This is a genomic window from Paludibacterium sp. (assembly GCF_019232825.1).
GTDB lineage: Bacteria > Pseudomonadota > Gammaproteobacteria > Burkholderiales > Chromobacteriaceae > Paludibacterium.
In genome coordinates, this window is record NZ_JAFAND010000050.1 from 1 (window position 1) to 18,057 (window position 18,057).

Here is an 18,057-nt window from a genome sequence, read left to right on the forward strand (position 1 = left end):
TTGGCGCGGTATAACGCGCCGTCCGCTTGCGCGATCAGGGCGTCGACGGTCAGCGCCTGCGGCCCGGCCACGGCGATGCCGATGCTGACCGCCAGCCGCGCGGGCCCCGCGCCCTCGGCGAACGAGGCGGCGCCGACCTGCTCATGGATTCTGGCGGCAATGGCGTCGATGAGCTCGTCTGTGGGATCCGCCAGTAACAGCAAGAATTCTTCACCGCCATAACGGCCGAGTTCATCGTATTCGCGCACCGCGGATTTGATCGCCAAAGCGACGCGGCGCAGTACTTCATCGCCGGCCTGATGGCCGTAGGTGTCATTGACCTTCTTGAAGTAATCGACGTCGATCATCATGATGCCCAGGCGCGTCTGACAGCGTTGTGCCTTGTGGATGGCATTGCGCAGCAAATCCAAAATCGCCCCGCGGTTATACAGCCCGGTGAGCGAGTCATACATCGACTTTTGCAGCAGGTCCTCTTGCGTGGACAGCAGCGCCTGATTCAGATTGTGGATATCTTGGTACAGCCGCGATTTATCGATAAAAATCGAGATCAACAGCGCGATGCGCTTAAACATGTCCAAATGCACGTCTTGGTAGGTGTTTTTTTGTTTGCTGGAGAAAAACAAAAATCCGACCGGTTTACCTTCGACGATCAATGGGCAAGTCAGACTGGATCGAATCCCTTCCTGCACGATGCGTTGCGTGGCATCCGATTGAGGATGGCTTTTGAGATGCGCCACCAGGTCATTGATGATTCTCGGCTCGCCGCTAGCCAATATTTGCTGCAAGCTGCTCTGGGCGATCGATGCTTTATAGCCCTGGATGAGACGCATATTCCCCATATTTTCCGCGCGCGCCCACACCAGCTGTAATTCCGTTTCATCGTCGGTGAACATCGCGCAGCCGAGACGGCTATAAGGAATAATCGTGTGCAGCGCATGATAGGTGCGATTCAGCACATCCTCCAGCAGCACCCCTTTGCTTATTTCCGTGGATAACGCGTTGATTTGCTGCCACTGTGTCATGCGTTTTGCATAGAGACTGGCCAAACTCAGAATTTCACTCGCCACGCCCGCAAAAGGATCTTCCGGCGGGATATCAAATGCGATTGAAAAATGTTCTTTTTGCAATTGCTGCAATGCAAAGACAATTTGTTCGTATGACAAAGAAAACTCCAAAACCCCATTAATCATTTCAAATAGCAAAATGAAAAAACAATGACAGAGCTATTATTTGTTAGCGGATAGCGCATCGCTGATCCGATATTGCTAACCGTCACTGACGGAGCGCCGTAACTCTTTATTTTTAATCAAAGTTTGTGAAGGTTTTTGTTAACAGGCCCTAAATATCCAACGAGCATGAGCACAAACGCCACACACCGCCCTATCCCATGCTTGCCGGCAAAAAACCAGCGCAGTATCTGATCCGTGCGCTGCTGCGCGAGCGCACGCTACGATGTGAAACGGGCCCGGGGTGATCAACACCACGGGCCCGTGTTTTGGTGATGCCGGCGTAGACGGCTAGCAGCACCCGCCATGGCGGTGCGTGCGCATGCCGCACCCCATCCCGCCGCGGTGCATCAGTAGCATGAAGCCGATGGCCAGCAGCAGCCAGACGCCATTTTGCGATAGCCATTGCATGTTCAGTCTCCTTGTTACTCAGACGCGCGATCCGCCGCGGGCGCCGCCGGTTTGGCGGCCGCCTCGTGACGGTGGGGCATCCCAAACATCATGAAAACCATCATGAGCGGGCAGATCAACCCAGACAGCAACGGCAAAACCGTCCAGGCGGCGCCGCGGCCATGACCCAACACCAGCCATCCGGCGATGAACGCCAGCAAACCCATGACAACAAACATCGGCCAACGGCTGTTGCCGTTCGAGCAGCACGATTTCATTTGACTCTCCAAACGATACGAAACAAGGGAATATCGCGAGGGCAGATGCCGCCCTCGATCGGACACGTCAAAGGATGAGCGGCGGACGGAACGGCGGCGCCAACGTGGCGTTGGCGATTTCGGTCATGGCGGCGGCCTGCCAATCGCGCAACGGCGCGGCGTAGGCCAAAGGCGAAGGGGTTAACAGCATCGGCGAAACGCAGTGCTGGTCACAGCTCACGTTGCCGAGCGCATGTTGCGCGTCTGAAGGGGAAGGGCTTTGGCAATGCGCCGTCCCCGCCGTGGCGGTTGCCGTGGCGGGGGTCACCATGCCCATGGCGCTACCGGCCAAAACTGGCTGGAGGGGCAGCAGCATGGCAATGAGCAGGAAGAAAACGCGCAATGCTTTCATGCCCGCAGTGTAGGCGAGCGGCTTGGCGGCTGACAACCCCTGGGGGGTATCTGTTTGATCCAGCGCAATATACCCCTGGGGGGTTATAGAAAACCTGCCGTCAGCGCCTCAGTAGGCCACCCGGTTTTTACCCATTTGCTTGGCTTGGTACATCAGCTGATCCGCCCGCCCCAACAGGTCGATCGGGTTCTCTCCCGCCACGGCGGCGCAGCACCCCAGGGAAAGGGTGACGCTCAGGCCGGTTTCCGCGCGCATTCTCGGGTTGTGCTCCAAAAAATCGCGGATGCGCTCGGCGCAATCCACCGCGTCCGGCAGATGGGTCTCCGGCAATAAGACGACGAATTCCTCGCCGCCGAGGCGGCCAAAAAGATCGTTGAGGCGCAAGATGGATTGGACTTCGGCCGTGAGGATCTTCAAAACCTGATCGCCGACGTTATGGCCCTGGGTGTCGTTGATGCTCTTGAAGTTGTCGACGTCGAACAGAATGACGCAGAAGTGGCCGGCCTGCGGCGTCAGATTGAGCACGAACTGGTCCAACCGGCGCAAGATGGCGCCGCGATTGAGGATTTTGGTCAAACCATCGGTTTCGGCAATGACGCGCAACTGCCTCGCCTTGCGCTCAAGACGCGCGGATTTGCGCTCGACCCGGGCGCGCAGCACTTTCTCCGTCGCGTGCATGTTCTTCAGCTCGCTGACCAACGATTCCATGGCGACTTGCTGCTGGAAGAAATCCCGATTTCTTTTTGCGTACTTCCACGACGTTACCAACAGGAATGCCAGGTAGAGCAGCGACATGGCCGACATGGCGTAGCGATAGCGAGGCGAACCGAAGGGCTCAACGATATTGGCGTGCGCGATCACGATAGCCAGCACTGTGGTGCAAAAAAGCACGTAGATGCGAAAGATCAGCCCATGCGACAAGATCGACAGGCTCAGGATCGCGGCGAGGCAAATCATATTGAACAGATAAAGAAAATCGCCCTGGCCGTCTTCGAACACGAACAGTATTGCGCCCCATGACACCGCGGCCAGCACCGCGACCACATCCAGCACCGGAAGGCGTTTTGCCAACGCCGCCGGCTGGGACAGCGCGTCGTGCAATTGGCGCAGATTCCACAGCCGCAATAGCTGCAGGGAGAGCATGACGAAAAGCCAAATCAGGCTGGCCGCTTCCAATTTCGCGTGGTAATTGGCCAGATAAATAATGACCACCACCAAAACGGAGAGCCGGACGGAGGTACGGTCCTGATCAATGTAGTGCTGGTATAGCCTAATCTCCGATTTTTGCATTTTGCCTTGTAAAATCATCGAATTGGTTATCCATCCAGTCGCCGGGGCGCAAAGCGCTTGTCTACTCCCACTGCCTGGTTGCAGTATCGGACACTTTTGCTGTCCTCGCTTCATTTCAATATTTGTTGTAATGTTGAAATATGGATACGCAAAACGCCGCTCGTTTATTCGACTGCCTGTCGGCCGCGACACGGCTCGACATCTACCGCCTGCTGATACGCATGGGCCATGAAGGCATGGTGGCCGGCGACATCGCCGCCGCCTTGCAGGTCGCACCCAACAAGTTGTCGTTCCATCTCAAGGCGCTCGCCCACGCCGGCATGGTGTCGGCCACGGCGGAAGGCCGCTTCGTGCGCTATCGCGCCAATTTGGCGTTGATGCTCGACCTGGTCGCCTACCTCAGCGACGAGTGCTGCAGCGGCCACCCTGAACAATGCGCCGGCCTGCGCCCCACATCCTGCTGCCCGGGGACTGACGCATGAACGTCCTGTTTCTTTGCACCGGTAATTCCTGCCGTTCGATTCTGGCGGAAGCCACGTTCAATCACCTGGCGCCCGCCGGCTGGCACGCCATGAGCACCGGCAGCCACCCCACCGGCCTGGTCCACCCGCGATCGCTGGCCTTGCTGGCGCGCGAAGGCATCGCCACCACCGGCTACCACAGCAAATCGTGGGACAACCTGCCGGTCACGCCGGATATCGTCATCACCGTCTGCGCCAACGCCGCCGGCGAAACATGTCCGGCCTATCTGGGCCCGGTGCTGCGCGCGCACTGGGGCGTCGACGACCCGGCCCATGCCAGTGGCGGCGACACGGAAATCGACGCGGCCTTCACCCTGGCCTACCGCGTTTTGCGCGCGCGCATCGAGGCGTTGCTGGCGCTGCCGCTCGACACGCTGCGACACGACCGCGCGCGCCTGCAAGCCGAGCTCGACCGTATCGGCACGTTGGAGAATGGCGAATCATGAACCGCTTCGAGCGCTATCTCACGCTGTGGGTTGGCCTGTGCATCGCGGCCGGCGTCGCGCTGGGCCAGTTTCTGCCGGCGTTGTTCCAGGCGATCGGCAGCCTGCAATTCGCCCAAGTCAATCTACCGGTGGGCGGGCTCATCTGGGTGATGATCATCCCGATGCTGGTCAAAGTGGATTTCGGCGCTTTGCAAGAAGTGCGCCAGCACGTGCGCGGCATCGGCGTGACGTTGTTCGTCAACTGGCTGGTCAAGCCGTTCTCGATGGCGCTGTTGGGCTGGCTGTTCATCCGCCACTGGTTTGCGCCGCTGCTGCCCAGCGTGCAACTCGACAGCTACATCGCCGGCCTGATCCTGCTGGCGGCGGCGCCCTGCACCGCCATGGTGTTCGTCTGGAGCCGGCTCACCAACGGCGACCCACTGTTCACGCTGTCGCAAGTGGCACTCAACGACACCATCATGGTGTTCGCCTTCGCGCCGCTGGTCGGTCTTCTGCTGGGCATTTCGGCCATTCACGTGCCGTGGGACACGCTGCTGACCTCGGTAGTGCTGTACATCGTCATTCCGGTCATCTTGTCGCAGCTGTGGCGCCGCCGGCTACTGCGTCAGGGCCAAGCGGCATTCGACGCCGCCATGGCCAAGATCGGCCCCTGGTCGATCGCCGCGCTGCTGGCCACGCTAGTCTTGCTATTCGCTTTCCAGGGCGAGGCCATCCTGGGCCAGCCGCTGGTGATCGCACTATTGGCGGTACCGATTCTGATTCAGGTATTTTTCAACGCCACGCTCGCCTACCTGCTCAACCGCCTGCTAGGCGAAAAGCACAATGTCGCCTGCCCCTCCTGTCTGATCGGTGCGTCCAACTTCTTCGAGCTGGCGGTCGCCACCGCGGTCAGCCTGTTCGGCTTCCACTCCGGCGCAGCGCTCGCCACCGTGGTCGGCGTGCTGATCGAGGTGCCGGTGATGCTGCTGGTGGTGAGCGTGGTCAACCGCAGCCACGATTGGTATGAGGGGGGAAGAACGGCATGAGCGGGCACCCTCCGCTTGCTTGGCAATCAGGGCGTCGGGTTACCCGCGGCTACCCCCTCCCCTCGCGGCGGGCAAAGCGCTGTTGATATTCTCGCGGCGTCAGCCCCGTTTTGAGCCGGAACAATTGCCGGAAAGTACTGAGATCCTCATAGCCGACGCGCAGGCTGACGGCTTCCAAACGAATGGGCCGCGACTCCAGCAGCTGCTTGGCCACCTCGATGCGCAAGTTTTGCAGATACGTCAGCGGTGCGATTCCTATTGCTTGTTTGAAACGGCGGTTGAGGGTCCGCTCGCTCACCGCCAGATAATCGGCAAGCTCGCCCAGCCGGCATCCCTCCTGCAGCGTCGCCGCCATCCGCTGTTGCGCTCTGGCGACCAGCGGGTCGGCATGGCCATGGTCGTCGAGCAGCGAGACATACGACGCCTGCGAAACGCGGTTCATATCGATCAACAGCGCCTTGGCGGTCATCGCCGCCAGTTTTTCGCCGGCGAACAACCCCACCAGCCGTACCGCCAGATTCAAGTAGGAGGTGACCGCGCCGCCGGAAAGAATGCCGTCCTGTTCGGTGATGACCTCTTGTGCGTGCAGTTCGACGGCGGGGTAGCGCCTGGCGAAATCTGCCGCTTTCGCCCAGTGGGTGGTGGCTGGCCGGCCATCGAGAAAACCGGCCTCGGCCAGCAGGTAGTTGCCGGTACAGTAGGCGGCCAGTACGGCCCCCGCCTGGTGCTGAGCCTTGAGCGCGGTGGAGAGTGCGCCGATCAGATCACGCTGGCCGATAAACGCGTCCATATCGGAAAAGAACGGGGCGGTCAGCAAGATGGCGTCGGCGTGCTGACGCGGGTCGATTTTGCCGTCGACGTCGATACGCTGGCCGGAAGCCGCCTTGACCGCTTGGCCGTCGAGCGACTCCACCCGCCAGGTCAATCTGGGCAATCGCTCACGTTGGCTCGTGCCCTCCCGCTGGCTCAAGTGGTTGGCGGCGTTGAGCACGTCGATCGTGGCCGCCACCCCGGATGCCAAGATACCATCGTAGACCCAGATCCGAATCGTCTTCATCCGCCCCGTCCGATCGCGATTTGGCGAAGCTCGGGCCTAGGCCTGAGCCGCCGGCTCGATGGCACTGGCCACCGTCGTACTTTGGCCGCCACGCTCGTGAAGATTCGCCGCGGGCGTGCGGTCGATCAGCAAGCTCAGCAACTCAGGCCGGTTGTAGTGCCCGGCGGAATCCATCAGCATCTTACGCCGGTCGATCAGCGAAAAATCGAGATCGGCGATCACCTCCCCCTCCCCGCTGCGCAACGGCTCGCCGAGCAAAGTGCCGTCCGGCGCGACGATGGTGGTGAAGCAGCCGCCGCTGATCGGTTCGATCGCACAGCCGGTATCGCGCATGATTTGCGCTTGCTGCTCGGCATCGAGCCAAGCGGTGGCGTTGACCACGAAGGCGCCGGATTCCAGCGCGTGCTGGCGGATATTGATCTCCATGCGCATGGCAAAGCCATCGCCGAAGGCCGAGCCCGGATACATCGCGGAATGGATCTGCTCGCCATCGGCCATCATCGCATAGCGTGCCAACGGGTTGTTGTGTTCAAAGCAGGCCAACTGGCCGATACGGCCGGCCTGGGTATCGACCGCACGCAGCCCAGAGCCGTCGCCCTGCCCCCAGACCATGCGCTCGTAATGGGTCGGCGTGATCTTGCGGCGGCGCTGCACCAAGGAGCCATCGGCGTCGAACAGCAGTTGCGTATTGTAGATCGTGCCGCCATCGCGCTCGTTGACGCCAATGGACACCACCATCCCAGCCTTGCGTGCCGCTTCGCCAAGCGCGTCGGTCGCGGGGGACGGTACTGTCACGCACTGATCGAACCATTTCAAAAACTCGGCCCCGCCCAACAGTTGCAGGGGCGTCTGAACGGCGGAGAAATAGGGGTAGTACGGTACCACCGTCTCGGGGAAAGTAGCGAACTGCACGCCTTTGCGGCCAAGCTCTTCGATCTTGGCGGCGATTTTATCGATTGTGGCCTCGCGGCTATACAGTACCGGGCTGATTTGAACGGCGGCGGCTTTGACGATCTTCATTGCGAAATTCCTTTATTGGTCGGCGTGGCCACCGGCCACAGCTTGAATGTCCGTCTTGGTGGCATCCAGCGCCGCCTCAAGAACGATGCGCGCTTTTTCACGCTGCCTGCGCGCAAGCCGCGCCTCTCCGGCCGGGCGTTCCGCTGCGCCGGCCAGCATGGCGTGGATGTCGGACAAGCCCCAAATGGCGCCGCGCGAGCCCCAGGAACCCTCGGCGATTTCGGTCGGAAAAACCCACACCCGGGCGGCAACGTCTTCATAAGCCCGGTTTTCGGCCCGCGCCACCGCTTCGGTCACCGCACGCACCAGCGCCCGGCGCGATGCAGCGGTATATTGCCCCTCCGGCACCGAGGGAACGATCCGGTAACGCATGACTTCAGCCCGTTCGCCGCCGATGTAAACCGCGGCGGGCCGGTGGAGATGGAAAACCGTGACGGCTTGGGCGGCCGGGTTGGCCGGGTCGTATCCCTCCGCTTCGATCAGAATATTAGTCAACTCTTTGACTAGGCGTGCCTCCGCCTCGGGCGTCAGCGCGTCCTCTGGCCATAGTGCATCGATCATCGGCATTGCTGCCCTCCTACGACAGTATTTGGAAGCGATGATCTTCGAACTTTGCCGGCCATGCCGAAAGTGGCTGATTTGCCATTATTAGTGGCATATCAGACATACAGTGACTTCATCAAACCGCGCAGGCAGACACGAATTCTTGATGGCCGCCGTCTACCGCCACGGAGACGCATCGGCACACTAAAGGATAAAGAACAATGAACCGATTCGAGCCCGTTCTCAGGCCCACCACCTCACGCATGCAGCACCAGCCCCAACAGCGCCCCGCCCAACAGAATCCATAGCGGCGACAGCCGGGTCGATAGCGCCAGTAGCGCGCTGAGCGCGACGATTGCCGCCAACGGCCAGGTCACGGCCGTGCTATCGGTCAACAGCGCGGCACTGGCGGCGACGAGTCCGGCGGTCACCGGCACCAGGCCCGACTGGATCAGTTTCCGTCCGGGATGCGCGCGGTAGTGATGCCAGACCTTCAGCGTCAAGGCGGCCAGGAGCGTGGGCGGACCGTAGGTCATGACGGCGCAGACCAGCAAGCCGGGCAAGCCGGCCACGCGCCAGCCGATCATCGGCAGAAACAGCACGTTCGGCCCGGGCGCGGCCCGGCACAAGGCATACAACGCGGCAAACTGCTGCGCCGTCAGCCAGTGATGGACCCCCACCACCTCGCGTTGCAACTCGGGCAGCACGGTGATCACGCCGCCGAACGACAACAAGGACAAGCGGCCGAAGAGCGACGCCAAGGTCGCGAGCAGGTCGTATTGGCTATTCATGCTCCGGCACGCCCCCTATGAAACGGCGATCGAGGTAACTCGCGCCCATGCCGAGCGGCACCATGATCAAAAACACCCAGACCAGCGGCCAGTGCAAAGCGGCAATAGCGATAAAGCACATCAGCGCCACGCCGCCGAGCAACGGGCGGACGGCAACGGGCTGGCACAGCTTGAACGCCATCTGGATCAACAGCCCGACCGCCGCACACGCCAAGCCGTCGAACAAGCGTTGCGCCACGGGGTTGTTCTGGAAATGCGCGTAGACCGCGCTCAATGCGATCGAGATCGCCGTCGGCACCACCAATAAACCGGCCAGGGCGCTCAACACACCGCGCACGCCGCGAAATCGCGCCCCCAGTGCGGCGGCCAGATTGACGACATTGCCGCCGGGCAAGAACTGGCACAGCCCCAGCAACTCGACGAACTCATCGGCCGATACCCAGCGGCGCTCCTCGACCAGCATGCGATGTGCCAAAGGCAAGGCGCCGCCGAATGCCGACAGGCCTAACTGCAAAAAACCGAGAAACAGCGCGCGGCAACCGGGCCTGGCGATGGCGGCGGTGGCGTCGTCGCGCCGGGGTGGAGGGGAAATAGACGAAGACAATTTCATGGTCTTGCTCAACGGCCAAACAATGGATGGTCAGCCTACCCGATGCCAATGTATTTGTATAATATATATAGAATTAACTCTTCATATTTTATATATATGGCTTCGATCGACCTGCGCCTGCTGCGCTACTTCGTCGCGGTGGCGGAAGAAGGTTTGCTCACCAAGGCGGCGGTCCGTCTCGGCATCCAACAGCCACCGTTGAGCCAGCAGATTCGCCAGTTGGAAACCGAACTGGGTGTCACATTGTTCCGCCGGCTGCCCAAGGGCATGGCGCTTACCGACTGCGGACAAGCTTTTCTGACACAGGCTTACGACATTCTCGACAAAGTGGCGGAAAGCATCGACGTCGTCCGGCGCGTCGCCGAAGGCAAAACCGGCCACCTGACGGTGGGCTTCACCGAATCGGCCTCGCTGCACCCACTGGTGCCGAAGGCGCTGCGCGTGTTCCGTCGCAACGAGCCGGGCGTCACCTTCCATGCCGACGAGCGCGGCAGCGAGGCACTGATGAAAGCGTTGGAAGCGCGCAAGCTCGATGCCGCCTTTGTGCGCGCCGTGCCCGACGTGCCGGATTGCGTGGAATTGGAACGCCTGCTGACCGAGCCCATGGTCGCCGCGTTGCCCAGCGGTCACGCACTGGCGCGCACGCCGCGCGCCGCGGTCGGGCTCTTGGAATTGGCGGGCGAATCGCTGGTCTTGACGCATCGGCCGGGCGGGCCGGGATTTTACGATGCGATCATCCTGACCTGCCGCAGCGCCGGCTTCGCGCCGCGCATCGCCATCGAAACCCGCAGTAACCTGATCACGCTCGGCATGGTCGCGGCGGAAATGGGCATCGCGCTCATGCCGGCCTCCATGCGCCACGTCCGCATGGAGGGCGTGCGCTACAAAACGCTGACCGGCGCGCCCGGCCTGGCCGCGCCGTTGTATCTGGCCTACCACCGCGACGCCGACAGCGGCGCGTTGTCGCGCTTCATCGCGCACACGCGGCAGTTGAGCCAAGCCTGATCCGTCTACACATCGCCACCCGTCTTGTGGCGTGCATGCGCCGCAGGCAAAGCACGTTTTCGTGCGTTGCTTCGCGACCGCACGCTACCGATACGCGTTACGCGCGCCGCCTGGGCCGCTTTCATTTCCCGCACCGATTGCAGCAAATCGGCCTGAAATTGCTTCATTTCTTTATCCATCCGGCCCCGGGGGCCAAGCCCCCGGCCTCCGGTTATCGCCTTACTCGGCGGTTAAAATCGTGCAACCCGCCACCCGTCTGGTGCGCACCGCCTCGGGCAGATAGAGCCATGAACGTTCAGAATCGACACGCAACGCCGACCACGCCAAGCGGCTATCGACGATGAACCGGCAGACGTTGGGATCGGCTTGGCCCGCGCGCGGCGCGCACAATTCTGAAATCAACGCGAACAACGGCAGTTGCTGGAGGTCGCGGTTTGAACGGAGGGAAGGGGTTGCAGTACGATGGCAAACAGCCATGGCAATTTCTCCTTGCTTAAGGGTTGCAGAGTTGCTGTGGTTAGCGGTCCTGGGGGGTGCCTCCCCCAGGGCCGCGCCTTTGCGGCAGTGGCGCCGCTCCCCCACCTTATCCAGCAAGCGCAAAAACGACAAGCCAGCGTGACCGTCAGGAAAATCTGAAAATACACATCGGTCGGGCATACTCGCGCGTGCATCAACCGCGCTAGCTGGCGCCAGCGCGTTTCATCGAATACAGTGGCACGGCCTTAGTCGGTAGGAAGCCATCTCACTCGCGTGAGTTGGCGTGGTCAGCGGGCCCGGTGGCGTCAAAACCCCGGGCCCGCGCTCTTTTACAGAAGCGCACCCGGCGGCAACGCCAACTCGGTCAGCGGCAGCAGGCGCGAATCCTCGATGGCCGCCGTGCGGTGGCCCAGGCCGGCGAGATAGTCGGCATGGCTGGCGAAGGCGAGAAACGACGCCACGCTGCTTTGCCGCACCAGCATCGCCTTATCCCAGCGTTCATCTTCCGGGCCGATCAGCCACGGTCCGCCAACGGCGAGCAAGGTCAGCGCCCCGCCGCTTTCACGCAGATAGGGCAGCGTGTGGCAGATGTAGCGGTCGAACGCCTCCGCGCCGCTGATCGGCGCCGCCGGAGCAAGCTCGGGGTTGGCCGAGTAGTCGGCGATCTCGCGAAACCGCAGCAAATTCAACATGGTGACGCCGCCCTCGATGCCCCGCAGCATGAAACGCATCCCCGCGCTTTGCGTCGGTTCGAGGTAACGCGTGTTGTCGGCGGGCTTCATGTGGACACCTCATGCGGAAACGCCAACCGCAGTGCATAGGCACATACGTCTTGCGGCCATGCCGCCATGCTTTGCTCGAAGCGAGCGCGGTCGTCGGCGAACAGTGCGCGCGTCGCCTCCTCATAGCCGGGCAGATCGCCGGCCAGCGCCAGCATGACGCGATAGGCGACTTCTTGGGCGGCGCGCCGCTTTTGCCGGGGATTTTCGTTGCGCCGCGCTTCGTCCACCAGCCGCCGCAGCACCGCCGAGGCGCCGCCGGGCTGGGTGGCAAGCCACTCCCATTGCCGCGGCAGTAAAGTCACCTCGCGCGCCACCACACCGAGCTTGGGCCGCCCGCGGCCCCGCGGCGCGGCGTCGTCTTCCGCCGCTGCGGGCGCTTGCGCAGACACCGACAATCTGGCAACCACTTCGGCGTCGTCGCCGCGCAGATCCAGATCGACGACACGGCCAGTTTCGTCGGCAAACACCAGCACCGAAGCAGATGCGCCCCGCGCCAGCGCCGCCTTGACCGCCAACGCCACATCGCACAGCGGTCCGGCCGACAGCAGGCGCTGGTCTTGGAACGCGGTGGCGGATTGAGAAGCTTGATTCGACATACGGCTATCCTTTCGTGATAGCCGTATTTTTACCAGGGTAAAATTAATTCGTCAATATTACCCGGATAAATTAACACCCGGATCTCCGTCCGGCCATGTAACACGATGTTGCCAATTTTGGTGTTTTTTTGAAGCGAATGCGCCAAGTCAAACGACATGTCAGTTTATTTGACCCTCCTCGTGTTCTTTTGCACACTGCGGCACCCGTTGAATTGAAACATCGCATGAAGATCCACAACCAAAACAAGCGGTTATAACATATAACTACGGAGTACGTTTATGTTCGTTTCAGCTCGTAAACTCAATCAGTTTCTGCAACCGCTGTCCGATGCCACGCGCAGTGGCGTCGATTTGACAGTGACGCTCGATGAAAAAGGCGGCTTTGCCTGGATAGCGCAAATCATGAAAGGGCTGTTGGGCCGTTTTCAGGATTCGTTGTCCAAAATCGCCAACTCCGCCATCACGCTATCGCACCAAGCCCCGCAGCTCGCTCAATTATCCAAGGCCTTGGAGGCGCGCGCGCTGGCGCAGCAAAGCAACGCGGAACATATCGCCGCCGCGAGCCAGACCCTGTCCGAAACCGTGCAGTCGATCTCCAATAGCGCCAGCGAGGCTTCGGCGTTTTCCCGTCAGGTCGCCGAGGCGGCCAACAGCGCCAACGCCAGCGACCTGATGAGCCGTCAGCAAATCCAGGCGATCGGCAGCAGCACTCAAGCGCTGGAAGAACAGCTGGGCTTGCTCAAAGCCAGCTCCGCCTCGATCGGCGAAGTGGTCGAACTGATCAAGAACATCGCCGACCGCACCCGTCTCTTGTCGCTCAACGCCGCCATCGAAGCCGCCCGCGCCGGCGAACAGGGTCGCGGCTTCGCGGTGGTCGCCGACGAAGTGCGTAAATTGGCCGACCAGACTATGACGGCCACCCAGAACGTCGAGGAACTGCTCGACACCATTCAGCTGCAGGTCTCCACCTCCAGCGACACGATGAGCGCCATGTCGCTGCAGGTGAAAAAAGGCATCGAGGTGTCGCGCGCGGCAGGAGAATCGATCGAGGCCGCGTCGCGCGATATCGCCACGCTGATCGAACACGTGCACGTCATCGCCGAAGCCAGCAACGCGCAAACCGAGAAGGTGCACGACATCACCAGCCAGATCGGCGACGTGGTCAGCAGCACGCAATTGCAGTTGGAAGACGCGCATCAGTTGGCGGCCAGCGCCGCCCAGGTCAATGAGAAGTGCGACACCTTGCTGACGGAAGTCGGCGAGTTCCGCTTCCCCGGCCATAAGCGCATGCGCAGTGAAGTCGAGAACACTCTACAGCAATGGCGCCTGAACGGACTCAACCGCGCCGAGCTGGATGGCAAGCTGGCCGACCTGTGCCGACGCATCCCCGAAGTCGACAACAGCTACGTGGCCGACGTGTCCGGCCGGCAGATCACTGGCGACGTCTCGGCCACCAACGTGCGCTCGGACATGGTGGGCGAGGATTGCAGCCAGCGGCCTTGGTTCAAGGAGGCGTTGCGCACACGCAAGATGTGGGTGTCGGATATTTTCCGGTCCCGCGTCACCGGCCACTACGGCTTCAGCATCTCCGCGCCGCTGTTCGACACCTCGGGCAATCTGCTCGGCGTCTTCGGCGGCCACGTGCGCTTCGACTTCATCCTTAGATGAGTTCATCCATCAATACTGAATAGGGTCCGCGGCCCTGGGAGATACCACCTTAGGGCCGCGCCATTCACACTTCAGTCCTAGTACTTGCAATTCGTGTTGTTGTGATATTTGCTGTACAGCTAATATTAGAAAAATCCATAACATAGGAATTTGACCTATATTTGCTGCGCAGCTAACATGAGCTGATGGACAGCCATCTGCAACAGCTTCTACATCGCTTTTCCACCGATCTCGAAAACCGAACGGGATTGGTGCTTGCCGAATCGCGGCGAGCACCAGCAAATGAAGGACAGATCAATCGGCCTCAGGTAGATGCCCTACTCACGCTGCGCTTGATTGATGGCGAAGAAATTCAGATCGCTATCGAAGCCTTGCGCTCTGCCTATCCCCGCGATGTCCGGATGGCCGCGTATAAACTATCCGCACAACAACAAAACGCAGAAGGCCCACTGGTCGTACCTTGTGTCATTGCTGAGCGGCTAAGCCCAGGTTCCCGCGACGCGTTGCGAGAGGCCGGCATCAATTATTTCGACGCTAGCGGCACGCTGTACTTCCACTTCCGGACATGGCTCGTGGATGTCGAGCGCTTGCCAGCAAAACCTGGATCACGAAAACCCTCAACCTTGTTCAGCAGCGCGCGCGAGCAAGTCATCCACGCACTACTCCATCATTGGCTGGCATCCGGACGCGAGGGCTTCATTTCCGGTACAGAGTTGGCTGCGCTGGCCCAAACCTCCACCTATACCGTTTCTCAGACGATGAGAGAATTGGAACGCGAGGACTTGGTCGAAACCACCGGATCGGGACCTAGCTTACGACGGCGGTTACGCAATGCACCTGGATTGCTTGATGCTTGGGCAAGCGCGTGGCCATTACGCCGGGATACCATCACGCGTTGGCACGTCTATACACCCTCGGATAATCTTGTCGATTTACTAACAGGGCCACTTACACAGCATCCCGGCTGGGTCGTGACAGGGGCTGCGGCTGCAAATATTGCCGCCCCCCACCTGACCCACATCGATCGTATTGAAGTGATTGTGCCAGAAGGTCAAACCGAGGTTTTTGCCAACGCGCTGCATCTTACGCCGGCAGACAAGGGGGCTAATGTCATTCTCATCGAACGTAGCGGCGCCTCAATGATGTTTAGGCATGCCTTACCTGAATACCCAGGATCTTGTTTTGCCAGTCCCTTCGTTCAGTATCTGGATCTCCTGAATGGCTATGGCCGTAATAAGGAACTGGCCAGAGTATTTCGGCACCAAGTCCTCAAGATGGAACAAAGCCCATGACGGATAAGCATAAAACGGCAACCAACTATTGCGACGATCGTACTGATGATTGTGAAACGGTTCTTGTCGTTTTGCTTCAAGCTTTTGGCTCACTCAAGGGTACGTTGCGGCTGATAGGGGGATTGGTTCCCCGCTATTTGACGCCAGAACGCCCTCCTGAAGTGCCTGCACACGTCGGCACCACCGACGTCGACGTGGTGCTCAACATCGCGTTGCTCGCAGCCAGGGGAACATACGACAGGCTCAAGCGTCAGCTGCAAAATAACGGGTTCACACGGTACCGGCCAGGCTCGGGAGGCGCTGTAAGCACGTGGCAATGGGAATATCCGCTGAATGGCCGCACGGTGGTGGTTGAGTTCTTACAGCACACGGACGACCCGTCCCAAGCCGCCCGTTTGGCAGAGATCGACGGCGAAGACGTCTCAGCATGCCAAATATTGCATGCTGGCCTTGCTCACGACTGGTATCAAGAACACACCGTGACGGTCGCACTTCCGCACAACGACGGCATCGTGAAAGAGACCATCCGTTTCGCAGATGCCGTTACCTTCATTGTTCTTAAGGCCATTGCCTTCAACCAGCGCCACGAGCACAAAGATACCGCCGACTTGGTCCACGTCATGCGTTACTGGGGCCCAATCGACAAGCTGGTGGCCCTCTTTTCTTCCCGTCTTAAGGCAGGAAAGCATCAGACCGCGATTGAACAGGCCCTCAACGCCTTAGCGGCCAATTTCTGTGACGAAAACGGTATTGCAGGCTACCTCAAGGATGGTCCCGCTAAGTTTGCCAACTTTCATGGGCTTGTCGAAGAGGACTCACGCATTCTTGAACAACGTAATGTCAGCGCGATGGTCACCTACTTCTTGCGCCAGATTGAGTCTCAGACAGGGAAAGGCTTCTTGCCCGGCACATAAACACGCTGCCTTGCCGTCATGGCGAGGTCAATGGCAAGCCCAGCCGTTGAGCCGCCGTCTTGGCGCCGTTGCCGTGGGCAAGACGCCAAGCCTGTTGGCTTTTAGAAGCGGTAGTTGTACGCCAGACCGATCATCTGAACCCGGGTACGGTAGCTGCCGCTGATGGTTTCGCCGTTATTGGTGTTATTGCATTGCCCAAGCGCGGCGCCGGCACAAACGTCGGTGTAGTTCATATTGACGTTGCGCACCCAGATATAGCTGTAGGAGAAGTCGACCGACTGGTGCGCGTCGAATTTATAGTTGCTCCCCAGCGACAACATGTAGCGGTCGCCATCCGGCAGGCCGGGATAGATGTACTGCGCATTGGCCGGCGACTGGTCGTAGGCCACGCCGGTACGCAGGGTCAAGGCATCGCTGTACTTGTAGTTGGCGCCCAAAGCGAACATCCAGGCGTTCTTCCATTTCTGCTGGATCACGAACGGCGGTTCATGGGTATTGGGGAAGGTGATGGCAATCTGGTCCAACGACGAGTGACCGGTCCAGGTCGCCGTTCCCATCACCGCCACCTTGCTGTTGAGCTCGTGATAGAAGCTGGCGCTGGCGCTTTGCGGCGTGGTCACCTTGGTTTCGGCATTGGAGCTTACCAAACCCGGTCCCGGATTGGCGGTGGCGCCGCCGGTCCAGGCAACGTCGCCCTTCAGCGTGTGGTGGATCTCCGAACGGTAGGCCAGCCCGAAACGGGTATGGTCGTCGAGCTTGTACAGATAGCCCAGGTTGAAGCCGTAGCCCCAGCCATCGGCCGACACCGAGCCCTCGCCCGCCGGCACGCCCAACAGCGCCACCGGGTCGGTCGCTTCCGTGAGCTTGGCCTGCATGTATTGCGCCGAGACGCCGAAACCCAGCGTCTGATGGTCATCGAGCTTGTAGGCCAACGACGGATTGATATTCAGCGTCTTAAGCGAAATGCTCTCCAGCGCGAACTGACCGCCGTTCCAGTTGGTGCCATAGTTCACTTCGGCGCCGTAGGGCACGAAAACCCCCAAACCCAGCGTCAGGCGCGAATCGACGGCGTGCGACAGATAAAAGGTCGGCGCCACGACGGAAGACGGCACATAGCTGCTGGTGCTGTTGCCGGACGAGTAGGTGGTGCTGGCGCCACTGACCGTCGGCTGCGTGGCATAAGCCGGCAACGTCACACGTTCATTGGACAAGGTCGACCGCGGCTGCACGTCGGTCACACCGAACTGTACCTGCGTGCCTTCCAACTCGCCCAAACCCGCCGGGTTGTAATAAATGGTGGAGGGATCCGCGGCTTCGGCGGCGTTGGCGTGGGCGGTGCCTTGCGCCGACACGCTCTGCGAGCCGAAGTTATATCCCGATGCCAGAGCCTGCGACGACACGGCGGCGATGCCCATGGCCATGATCGACAGGCTGAGGGTGTGCATTCTCATTAATAATCCCTTTCGAAGCGTTTTTGTTTGATTTCACATTGTTATGGGGAAGACACAGCGTGCACGCGCAAGGGGGCTAACCCGCCGCGCAAGGCGCTCCTCTGGCCTTGTACGGCGAACCGGCCCCTACGACAACACCAAATCCATCACGAAAAGCGGGAAATTTGTTAGAGTCGAAAGCAGCGGCAAATCAGCATTTTATTGCAGAACAAATAAGATAACGATCGTTGTCGCAACGAACGTTATGCTATAAGAATAGGACTGTCAAGCCGTGGACAGAGGAG

General features: G+C 60.3%; 21 protein-coding genes. 7 read left to right on the forward strand and 14 right to left on the reverse strand.

Annotation, left to right across the window (positions count from 1 at the left end; genetic code table 11):
* The 4 genes from JOZ06_RS06230 to JOZ06_RS06245 form a co-directional block, all read right to left on the reverse strand.
* On the reverse strand, window positions 1–1,190 hold a 1,190-nt coding region (locus JOZ06_RS06230; RefSeq protein WP_293230117.1), incomplete at its 3' end, for a sensor domain-containing diguanylate cyclase.
* A gap of 461 nt (window positions 1,191–1,651) precedes the next feature.
* Entirely contained in the window at window positions 1,652–1,894 is a 243-nt protein-coding gene (locus JOZ06_RS06235) for a DUF2933 domain-containing protein (RefSeq protein ID WP_293230120.1), read from the reverse strand.
* A 67-nt stretch (window positions 1,895–1,961) separates the two neighbouring features.
* Complete coding sequence (locus JOZ06_RS06240; protein WP_293230123.1) at window positions 1,962–2,285, reverse strand: hypothetical protein; 324 nt, start codon at window positions 2,283–2,285, stop codon at window positions 1,962–1,964.
* Window positions 2,286–2,393: 108 nt separating this feature from the next.
* Entirely contained in the window at window positions 2,394–3,575 is a 1,182-nt protein-coding gene (locus tag JOZ06_RS06245; RefSeq protein ID WP_293230125.1) for a GGDEF domain-containing protein, read from the reverse strand.
* Window positions 3,576–3,715: 140 nt separating this feature from the next.
* On the opposite strand from JOZ06_RS06245, the gene JOZ06_RS06250 reads away from it, so the two are divergent.
* Genes JOZ06_RS06250 through arsB form a run of 3 tightly spaced genes read left to right on the forward strand, consistent with a single transcriptional unit; the run spans window position 3,716 to window position 5,567 of the window.
* A complete protein-coding gene (locus JOZ06_RS06250) occupies window positions 3,716–4,057 on the forward strand; it encodes a helix-turn-helix transcriptional regulator (RefSeq protein ID WP_293230128.1) in 342 nt (113 codons plus the stop codon).
* Complete coding sequence (locus tag JOZ06_RS06255) at window positions 4,054–4,542, forward strand: arsenate reductase ArsC (RefSeq protein ID WP_293230131.1); 489 nt, start codon at window positions 4,054–4,056, stop codon at window positions 4,540–4,542. The genes JOZ06_RS06250 and JOZ06_RS06255 overlap by 4 nt, the downstream gene beginning before the upstream one ends.
* Window positions 4,539–5,567 (forward strand): ACR3 family arsenite efflux transporter, encoded by a 1,029-nt coding sequence (gene arsB / locus JOZ06_RS06260; RefSeq protein WP_293230134.1) that lies wholly within the window; start codon window positions 4,539–4,541, stop codon window positions 5,565–5,567. Before JOZ06_RS06255 ends, arsB begins: the two co-directional genes overlap by 4 nt.
* 49 nt (window positions 5,568–5,616) lie before the next feature.
* Here arsB and JOZ06_RS06265 read toward each other — a convergent pair whose 3' ends face one another.
* The 5 genes from JOZ06_RS06265 to JOZ06_RS06285 all read right to left on the reverse strand — a co-directional run bounded on the left by JOZ06_RS06265 (window position 5,617) and on the right by JOZ06_RS06285 (window position 9,588).
* Window positions 5,617–6,624 carry a helix-turn-helix domain-containing protein gene (locus JOZ06_RS06265; protein WP_293230137.1) on the reverse strand — a complete coding sequence of 336 codons (1,008 nt, stop codon included), beginning with the start codon at window positions 6,622–6,624 and terminating at the stop codon, window positions 5,617–5,619.
* 36 nt (window positions 6,625–6,660) lie between these two features.
* Entirely contained in the window at window positions 6,661–7,644 is a 984-nt protein-coding gene (locus tag JOZ06_RS06270; protein ID WP_293230140.1) for a carbon-nitrogen hydrolase family protein, read from the reverse strand.
* Window positions 7,645–7,656: 12 nt separating this feature from the next.
* Window positions 7,657–8,211, reverse strand: a complete 555-nt coding sequence (locus tag JOZ06_RS06275; protein WP_293230143.1) for a hypothetical protein — start codon at window positions 8,209–8,211, stop codon at window positions 7,657–7,659.
* A gap of 233 nt (window positions 8,212–8,444) precedes the next feature.
* A complete protein-coding gene (locus tag JOZ06_RS06280; RefSeq protein ID WP_293230145.1) occupies window positions 8,445–8,978 on the reverse strand; it encodes a chromate transporter in 534 nt (177 codons plus the stop codon).
* Window positions 8,971–9,588, reverse strand: a complete 618-nt coding sequence (locus JOZ06_RS06285; RefSeq protein ID WP_293230148.1) for a chromate transporter — start codon at window positions 9,586–9,588, stop codon at window positions 8,971–8,973. The genes JOZ06_RS06280 and JOZ06_RS06285 overlap by 8 nt, the downstream gene beginning before the upstream one ends.
* Before the next feature lie 96 nt (window positions 9,589–9,684).
* Here JOZ06_RS06285 and JOZ06_RS06290 point away from each other — a divergent pair, with 96 nt between their 5' ends.
* Window positions 9,685–10,593 (forward strand): LysR family transcriptional regulator, encoded by a 909-nt coding sequence (locus JOZ06_RS06290; protein WP_293230151.1) that lies wholly within the window; start codon window positions 9,685–9,687, stop codon window positions 10,591–10,593.
* Between the two features lie 5 nt (window positions 10,594–10,598).
* Here the strand turns inward: JOZ06_RS06290 and JOZ06_RS06295 are convergent, their stop codons facing one another.
* The 4 genes from JOZ06_RS06295 to JOZ06_RS06310 form a co-directional block, all read right to left on the reverse strand.
* Complete coding sequence (locus JOZ06_RS06295) at window positions 10,599–10,760, reverse strand: hypothetical protein (RefSeq protein ID WP_293230154.1); 162 nt, start codon at window positions 10,758–10,760, stop codon at window positions 10,599–10,601.
* Window positions 10,761–10,812: 52 nt separating this feature from the next.
* Window positions 10,813–11,070 (reverse strand): hypothetical protein, encoded by a 258-nt coding sequence (locus JOZ06_RS06300; RefSeq protein WP_293230157.1) that lies wholly within the window; start codon window positions 11,068–11,070, stop codon window positions 10,813–10,815.
* Between the two features lie 329 nt (window positions 11,071–11,399).
* Window positions 11,400–11,852 (reverse strand): hypothetical protein, encoded by a 453-nt coding sequence (locus tag JOZ06_RS06305; protein WP_293230160.1) that lies wholly within the window; start codon window positions 11,850–11,852, stop codon window positions 11,400–11,402.
* Window positions 11,849–12,448 (reverse strand): DUF2239 family protein, encoded by a 600-nt coding sequence (locus tag JOZ06_RS06310; protein WP_293230163.1) that lies wholly within the window; start codon window positions 12,446–12,448, stop codon window positions 11,849–11,851. Before JOZ06_RS06310 ends, JOZ06_RS06305 begins: the two co-directional genes overlap by 4 nt.
* Window positions 12,449–12,727: 279 nt before the next feature.
* Here JOZ06_RS06310 and JOZ06_RS06315 point away from each other — a divergent pair, with 279 nt between their 5' ends.
* The 3 genes from JOZ06_RS06315 to JOZ06_RS06325 all read left to right on the forward strand — a co-directional run bounded on the left by JOZ06_RS06315 (window position 12,728) and on the right by JOZ06_RS06325 (window position 16,322).
* Entirely contained in the window at window positions 12,728–14,116 is a 1,389-nt protein-coding gene (locus tag JOZ06_RS06315) for a methyl-accepting chemotaxis protein (protein WP_293230166.1), read from the forward strand.
* 185 nt (window positions 14,117–14,301) lie between these two features.
* Window positions 14,302–15,408 carry a type IV toxin-antitoxin system AbiEi family antitoxin gene (locus JOZ06_RS06320; protein WP_293230169.1) on the forward strand — a complete coding sequence of 369 codons (1,107 nt, stop codon included), beginning with the start codon at window positions 14,302–14,304 and terminating at the stop codon, window positions 15,406–15,408.
* Window positions 15,405–16,322: a hypothetical protein gene (locus tag JOZ06_RS06325; RefSeq protein ID WP_293230172.1), complete on the forward strand. Its 918-nt coding sequence runs from the start codon at window positions 15,405–15,407 to the stop codon at window positions 16,320–16,322. Before JOZ06_RS06320 ends, JOZ06_RS06325 begins: the two co-directional genes overlap by 4 nt.
* A 101-nt stretch (window positions 16,323–16,423) precedes the next feature.
* Here the strand turns inward: JOZ06_RS06325 and JOZ06_RS06330 are convergent, their stop codons facing one another.
* Window positions 16,424–17,773: an OmpP1/FadL family transporter gene (locus JOZ06_RS06330; protein WP_293230174.1), complete on the reverse strand. Its 1,350-nt coding sequence runs from the start codon at window positions 17,771–17,773 to the stop codon at window positions 16,424–16,426.
* Between the last annotated feature and the right edge of the window lie 284 nt (window positions 17,774–18,057).